The 6,838-nt window shown below is 45.9% G+C and carries 10 protein-coding genes, 1 tRNA gene and 1 other annotated feature; of the genes, 2 read left to right on the plus strand and 9 right to left on the minus strand.

Features of this window, described 5'->3' with window-relative positions:
- Nucleotides 1–119 precede the first annotated feature (119 nt).
- Complete coding sequence (locus OSCIL6407_RS0119115) at nucleotides 120–1,328, plus strand: serine hydrolase (RefSeq protein ID WP_007355259.1); 1,209 nt, start codon at nucleotides 120–122, stop codon at nucleotides 1,326–1,328.
- Between the two features lie 245 nt (nucleotides 1,329–1,573).
- Here the strand turns inward: OSCIL6407_RS0119115 and rplL are convergent, their stop codons facing one another.
- The 9 genes from rplL to rplS form a co-directional block, all read right to left on the minus strand.
- A complete protein-coding gene (rplL, locus tag OSCIL6407_RS0119120) occupies nucleotides 1,574–1,960 on the minus strand; it encodes a 50S ribosomal protein L7/L12 (RefSeq protein WP_007356247.1) in 387 nt (128 codons plus the stop codon).
- Between the two features lie 161 nt (nucleotides 1,961–2,121).
- Nucleotides 2,122–2,670, minus strand: a complete 549-nt coding sequence (gene rplJ, locus OSCIL6407_RS0119125; protein WP_019487549.1) for a 50S ribosomal protein L10 — start codon at nucleotides 2,668–2,670, stop codon at nucleotides 2,122–2,124.
- A 29-nt stretch (nucleotides 2,671–2,699) separates the two neighbouring features.
- Nucleotides 2,700–2,882 (minus strand) — a sequence feature (ribosomal protein L10 leader region).
- 48 nt (nucleotides 2,883–2,930) lie between these two features.
- Nucleotides 2,931–3,644 (minus strand): 50S ribosomal protein L1, encoded by a 714-nt coding sequence (rplA, locus tag OSCIL6407_RS0119130; protein ID WP_007354808.1) that lies wholly within the window; start codon nucleotides 3,642–3,644, stop codon nucleotides 2,931–2,933.
- 83 nt (nucleotides 3,645–3,727) lie between these two features.
- Nucleotides 3,728–4,153, minus strand: a complete 426-nt coding sequence (rplK, locus tag OSCIL6407_RS0119135) for a 50S ribosomal protein L11 (protein WP_007354807.1) — start codon at nucleotides 4,151–4,153, stop codon at nucleotides 3,728–3,730.
- A 3-nt stretch (nucleotides 4,154–4,156) separates the two neighbouring features.
- Complete coding sequence (nusG, locus tag OSCIL6407_RS0119140) at nucleotides 4,157–4,792, minus strand: transcription termination/antitermination protein NusG (protein ID WP_007354806.1); 636 nt, start codon at nucleotides 4,790–4,792, stop codon at nucleotides 4,157–4,159.
- The gene (gene secE / locus OSCIL6407_RS0119145) at nucleotides 4,789–5,019 is read right to left on the minus strand and encodes a preprotein translocase subunit SecE (RefSeq protein WP_007354805.1); all 231 of its coding nucleotides are present in this window, start codon (nucleotides 5,017–5,019) and stop codon (nucleotides 4,789–4,791) included. Before secE ends, nusG begins: the two co-directional genes overlap by 4 nt.
- A 155-nt stretch (nucleotides 5,020–5,174) precedes the next feature.
- Nucleotides 5,175–5,336, minus strand: coding sequence for a hypothetical protein (locus tag OSCIL6407_RS35470; protein ID WP_019487550.1), 162 nt, complete (start codon nucleotides 5,334–5,336; stop codon nucleotides 5,175–5,177).
- A 45-nt stretch (nucleotides 5,337–5,381) separates the two neighbouring features.
- Nucleotides 5,382–5,454, minus strand: a tRNA-Trp gene (locus OSCIL6407_RS0119155).
- A gap of 112 nt (nucleotides 5,455–5,566) precedes the next feature.
- Complete coding sequence (gene rplS / locus OSCIL6407_RS0119160) at nucleotides 5,567–5,950, minus strand: 50S ribosomal protein L19 (protein WP_007354803.1); 384 nt, start codon at nucleotides 5,948–5,950, stop codon at nucleotides 5,567–5,569.
- Nucleotides 5,951–6,024: 74 nt separating this feature from the next.
- Here rplS and OSCIL6407_RS30985 point away from each other — a divergent pair.
- A partial coding sequence (locus OSCIL6407_RS30985; RefSeq protein ID WP_148288945.1) for an inorganic phosphate transporter occupies nucleotides 6,025–6,838 on the plus strand: 814 nt, incomplete at its 3' end.

Genomic DNA, 6,838 nt, shown 5'->3' on the forward strand with positions numbered 1-6,838 from the left:
TAATTACAACAATAATACCTTTGCTCTGGCTATTGACGCGACAACTCATAACAGATTTTCCTGCCAAATTGCTCACATTAGGGTAAAGTAAAAGGCGGATTGGATACTATACTACTCTGATGCAGATAGAGAAGCTACCCCGCCAAATCAACCCCCGTCGCCAAAACCAAAGGCGTTCAGTTAAACCACGCCGCCGAACTCCTGCCAAATCCTCTCGGTTAAAATATGGCAATATCCTCTCCCTAACCGCCGCCGCGATCGCGATCGCTTGGATAGTGACAATTCCCTTCAGAAGTCATCGTGTCGCAGAACCGCCAATTGTCTCTCAACCCCCTACTATATCGCCGCTACCAGTTCAGGGAACTTCCAATCCGCCTTCAAACCAAAGCGATCGCACCTTCAGCTACAACGTCAAAATACCCCCAAACCAAATTTACAGCCAAGAATTACAAGTCATCGTTGACGAACTTGTAAACATCGCCACCAGCAAAAAACTACCTACAGCCTCCCTATCCATTACCTTAATTGATGTCAGCAATTCCAACGCCCACACCTTTGCCGGCTATCAAAATCAAACACCTAGATTTCCCGCTAGTGTAGCCAAATTATTTTGGATGGCAGGTTTTTATGGAGCCCTAGAAAAAGGTCTGATCCAAAAAGATGAATCCTCTTTTACTTCCGACCTCAAGCAAATGATACAGGTATCCAATAACGATGCTGCTAGCCGGATTCTAGACACCATCACGGACACAGAATCAGGGGGAGAACTTAGCGGTCAAAAATTGCAAACTTGGCTAAAAAAACGTCAACAAATCAATGCTTTTTTCCAAGCAGCAGGATACGAAGGTATTAAACTCACCACCAAAAATTATCCGATCTACTATTTAGGTCAAGAAGGGCCAAAAGGACGCGAGTTACAACTGCGGAGTAACTCCCCCAAACCCATTCGGAATCAGGTGACAACAGATCAAGCTGCAAGGCTTTTATACGAAATTTATACAAGACAAGCCGTTTCTCCACTTGCTAGCCGCAAAATGGCTTACTTATTAACTAGAGACTTAAATCCTAAAGCTTGGAAAAACGATCCTAGTAACTCTATAAAAGGATTTTTAGGCGAATCTTTGCCAACTAAAATTTACTTTGGTTCTAAAGTTGGTTACACTTCCGGTTCCCGCCAAGAAGCCGCATTTATTAGAACCTTAGACGATCGAGCTATCTATATTTTAGTGATTTTTGCTGACGATCCAGCCTATGCAAGAAATGAGACAATATTTCCACAAATGTCACGTCACGTTTTCGAGCGCTTGAATGCTCGCGGGCCTAAATAGCAACCGCTTTCAGCGGTTAGGGGCTAGGGGCTAGGGGCTAGGGACTAGGGAAAGAAGGGAAAGAAGGGAAAGAAGGGAAAGAAGAGAAAGAAGGGAAAGAAGAGAAAGAAGGGGGAAACAATCAGCGACTTTGGTGGAAATCAGAAAGTCCTAACCCACGAAAGCGGTTACTATATATAATAAACTCAAAAAACCCCCCTTTTTAAGGGGGGGTAAGCAAAGATGCTAATACTTAGTCAAGTTAATTACTTGATAGCGATCTTCGCGCCGACGGCTTCTAACTGTTTCTTGATATCTTCAGCAGCAGCCTTTGCGATCGCTTCCTTAACAGCCTTCGGTGCAGCTTCTACCAAGTCCTTGGCTTCCTTCAGACCCAGACCGGTAATAGTCCGCACTTCCTTAAGAATAGCGATTTTCTTATCAGCAGGAACTTCTTCGAGAATCACATCGAATTCAGTTTGCTCTTCTACTTCTTCAACAGCAGCAGGGCCAGGGCCAGCCATCATCATAGTGCCAGTAGGAGCCGCAGCGCTAACGCCAAAGGCTTCTTCAATTTGCTTCACTAATTCGGAAGCTTCCAACAGAGTTAGGGATTTGAGTTGTTCGAGAATTTGATCGGTTGCAGCAGACATTTGTTGAACTCCTAGTTCGATTTTGGATTTGAAATTTGGAAGAGCTAATTGCTAATTGCTGATTGCTAATTGTTTATTCTTTGCAACCCATTAGCTATTAGCCATTAGCCATTAGCCATTAGCCATTAGCCATTAGCCATTAGCTATTAGCCATTAGCAACTTACTCCGATGCTTCAGTTGTTTCGCCGCCTTCTTTTTCGGCATAAGCCTTGAGGCCGCGAGCGATAGAAGTAGGAACTTGATTGATACCCACAGCCAGCTTGGTAGCTACACCATTGATAGCACCGGCAATTTGAGCCATGAGTTGTTCCTTGGACGGAAGATCCGCCAGCGCTTTAATATCAGCTTCTTTTAAAAGCTTCCCTTCCATAACGCCGCCGCGAAGGGTACTCTTCTTAGAGGCTTTTTGGAACTCTTGGTAAGCTTTAATCGCGCCACTGATATCTTCTTTGACAAACACTAAAGCAGAAGCACCTTTCAGTAATTCCTGCATCGGTTGCCATTTCGCGTCGCCCTCAACAGCAATTCGCATCAGCGTATTTTTGGTCACTGTGCAACTGCTACCTTTTGGACGCAGACGACGACGCAAATCTGTGATTTCCGCAACAGATAGCCCCTGATAGTCAATGATGACTGCCAGTTGCGACTGACTCAAGCTGTCCTTGAGTTCAGTAATGATTTCATTTTTCTGCGCTACGGTTTTGCCCATACTTGTCTCACCTCCTTTAAAAATCCCAAACTGCCAATCAAAAACCCCGACTTTCAAGCCGGGGCAAGGAAATAAAAATTAAAAATTAGAGATTAAAAATTAAAAATTAGACATTTTTAACTTTTACTTAATTTTAAGTTTTTACTTTCTTAGCCTCGGCAGGAAATTAAGGTGTTAACACCTGCTGTCTATGGCTTATTGATTTGTATTTGTATTCGTTAATGGTTAACGGTTAACAGTTAACCGTTAACCATTAACAATTACGCTGCATCAAGTTTTAGATCGCGCAGAGCACTAATATCAACTTGAATTGACGGCCCCATCGTTGCTGATACATACATCGTCCGCCAGTAGCGGCCTTTAGCACCAGAAGGACGGTTGCGGTCAATGGTTTCTTGCAAAGCGTGTAGGTTAACTAGCAAGTCTTCAGCAGAAAAAGCTGCTTTGCCGAACATGACATGAACAATGCCTGTGCGATCGGCTCTAAATTCTAGCTTACCACCTTTAAACTCTTCGATCGCCTGTGCCAAATCAAAGGTGACAGTACCACCTTTTGGAGAAGGCATCAAACCGCGAGGGCCTAGCAAGCGGCCCAATTTTGCCACTTGTGCCATCACGTCTGGTGTGGCAATCAAGCGGTCAAAGTCCATCATGCCTTTCTGAATTTCATCGATTAATTCTTCAGAACCAGCAATGTCTGCGCCTGCATTTAAGGCTTCTTTAACTTTTTCACCCTTGGCAATTACCGCAATGCGGACAATTTGACCAGTTCCTTTGGGTAGCGATACGGTTGTCCGCAACTGCTGATCCGTATATTTAGGGTCAATTCCTAAGCGGATATGTGCTTCAGCAGCTTCGGGAAATTTAGCCGTTGCTGTTTCTTTGAGGAGTTGTAGGGCTTCTAGTGGTTGATAAACCCGGTCTTCTACTTTCTTTTTGAGCTCTTGGATTCTGCGAGACTCTTTTTTTGCCATTTTTTTCTCCTGGGGTTACTAACGAAGCTCTGCCTCTCCCCCATAATTGATTTTACTTAGCTTTTGGATTTAAGATTGAAGGATCAATCTGCGATCGCTACGCCCATATTCTTTGCCGTTCCTTCCACGATTTTCATCGCGGCATCAATGTCATTAGCATTGAGGTCTGGCATTTTCGTTTCCGCAATTTCCCGTAACTGACTTCGGGTAATCGAGCCGACTTTTTTGCGGTTCGATTCGCCTGAACCCTTGGCAATGCCGGCTGCTTTTTGAATTAGCACCGACGCTGGCGGGGTCTTGAGAATAAACGTAAAACTCCGGTCTTCAAACACCGAAATTTCTACCGGCACCACTAGACCTGCTTGATCGGCAGTTCTGGCGTTGTACTCCTTACAAAACATCATGATGTTGACACCATGTTGACCCAAGGCTGGGCCGATCGGAGGTGCTGGGTTGGCTTTTCCCGCCGTAATCGCCAACTTAATTACCGCAACAATTTTCTTTGCCATTAGTTAGCTATGTTTCTGAACCTGATTAAACTCTAATTCTACGGGCGTATCGCGTCCGAAAATTGAGAGCAATACTTTGAGCTTATTCCGTTCTGGGCTGACTTCAATCACGTCACCTTCAAAATCTTTAAATGGCCCAGAAAGTACCACAACGTGATCTCCTGCTGCCATTGAAACTTTGACAACTGGCTCTGCTTCCTGAGTTTGTCTGAAGATCCGCTCTACTTCTGAATTACTCAGAGGTAGGGGTTTGACGTGCCCCCGTCCCCGCCCGTAGCGGCGTTTTTGCTCTGCCCCGACAAAGTTAATCACATTCGGGGTATTTTTAACAATTTGCCACGTTTCTTCGTCCATTAACATTCGGACGAGTACGTAGCCGGGAAAGACTTTTTCGTCTGAGTGCCGACGTGCGCCATCTTTGCCCAGTTTGATCGCGGGAGTTTGAGGGATTTCTACCTCAAGGATGCGATCGTTCACATCCAATGTTTGAATCCGCTGCTCTAAGTTGGCTTTGACGCGCTTCTCGCAGCCGGAAGCTACCTGAACGGCAAACCAGCGGGCTTCAACCGGCGGAAGTTCCGGCGCGTCTGCCTCCGACATTTGTGTAGAATTCAGAGATTCTTCTGATGCAAAAGTCATGGTGCAAACACCTGTGCCGCTGCCCAATTAAAAAAGTTATCTACTAGGTAGATTAGGCTTGCCGAGAGGATTACCATCAAGACTACGGCAAAGGACTCACTCACTAGCTGCTGCCGGCTGGGCCAAACCACTTTTTCGAGTTCTTCTTTCGTTTCCTTGAAAAAACTCGTCGGGTTGAACCCAGGCGCTGTTTCTTTTACTACTTGTGCTTCGTCTTTCTTCGCCACGATTGCTAATCCCCTTTGCGATTTTAGATTTTAGATTTTAGATTTTAGATTGTTTAAGCGATTCGCAGGCTTAAGAATTTTAAACCTAAACGGCTCACTCACTATCCCAAATCTCGAATCCGCGCATTGAGCCTCTGCTGATTTGGCAGTTAACCTCAATGTTTCCTGACTAGCACTGCTTTGTGTAAAGCAGTAATTTTACAGGCGCAACTGAGAATTAAGACGCGAAACAAAGCGTCTGTTTCTGCCGTTTTTTGTGAATCGCCCACACAGTTAATTCTACCCAAAAGTTGGCGATTTAGGCTGGATGTAGCCATAAATCTCGGCGCTTTCGGGCAGAACTTTAAAAGTTGGTGATTCAGCGCGCCCTGGAGGACTTGAACCCCCGACATCAGGTTTTGGAGACCTGCGTTCTACCAACTGAACTAAGAGCGCATCCGGTTTGACTTGACTGGGTTAACCTCTAGATTCCTAGTCTAACAGAATGCGATCGCGAACGCAAGCGAAATTCTCAAGTTTGGCAAAAACCAAGTTTTGATGCCCATTTTTACAAGGGGCGATCGAAGCGTTGTTTGATGCGGGTGGCTTTGCCGACGCGATCGCGCAGGTAATATAGCTTGGCGCGGCGTACTTTCCCTCTGCGGATGATTTTGATGGTGGCAATGCGCGGTGAGTGGATCAGAAATACCCTCTCGACTCCTACGCCTTGAAACACGCGGCGGACGGTAATCGTTTCGTTGATGCTGCCGTTGCGTTTAGCAATGACAGTGCCTTCGTAGGGTTGGATTCGTTCTTTCCCGCTTTCTACAATTCTCACGCCGACTCTTACGGTGTCGCCTACGTGGATTTCAGGAAGTTCTTTCTTGAGCTCTACTTTGAGCTTATTGATTTCTTCCGTCTCAATCGAGCGGACGATCTCTGCACATTTCATAAAATTTTGCCGAAACTCACAATCTACTATGATATGGCAAAAGCGGACGCTAAATCAAGTGTAAATAATTTTTTATGTTGGATGTCTCTTGGGCTGACTTTTTCCAACTGGGAGCGATCGCACTCCTGGCTTTATATCTCGCCGCGAATTTGGGTGCGAATGATGTTGCTAATTCAATGGGGACATCGGTAGGGTCAAAGGCTTTGACTCTGCCGCAGGCAATAATTGTCGCTGGAATTTTGGAGTTTACAGGAGCCTTGTTTTTTGGTCAAGGGGTATCGGAAACTCTAGCGACGGGTGTTGTTAATCCAGAGGCCTTCGCTGCCATGCCCCAGTTATTCTTAATTGGTATGGTTTCAGTGTTGGTCAGTTGTGGGTTATGGCTACAAATCGCTACCAGTTTGAGTTTGCCTGTTTCTTCTTCCCATGCGGTGGTAGGTGCGATCGCGGGTTTTAGTTGGGTGGCGGCTGGAATTGGTGCCGTTCGCTGGCAAACTATTGGTACGATCTCCCTGACTTGGTTGGTTACGCCTGTAGTCAGCGGTGCGATCGCCGCCTTATTTTACAGTTTAGTAAAGCGTTGGATTCTCGATCGCCCAGATCCCTTAGAACAACTACGGGAATGGATTCCCTGGTTGAGTGCAGCACTATTGGGGATTTTTGGCGTAATTGTACTGCCAACTGTGAGTATACCGTTACAAAAGATAGTCTCAGAGCAGTTAGGCTGGAATTTACCTACTCACGATATTGCCATTTTACTAGGTGCGATCGCCACTTTTTCCCTTACTACCATCAGTTGGCAGCAATTGGGAAGAGAGGGGGAGAGGGGGAGCAGAGGAGCGGGGGAGCGGGGGAGATGGGGAGATAGGGAAGATGGGGAAGATGGGG

The sequence above is a fragment of the Kamptonema formosum PCC 6407 genome (assembly GCF_000332155.1).
GTDB classification, from domain to species: Bacteria; Cyanobacteriota; Cyanobacteriia; order Cyanobacteriales; family Microcoleaceae; genus Kamptonema; species Kamptonema formosum.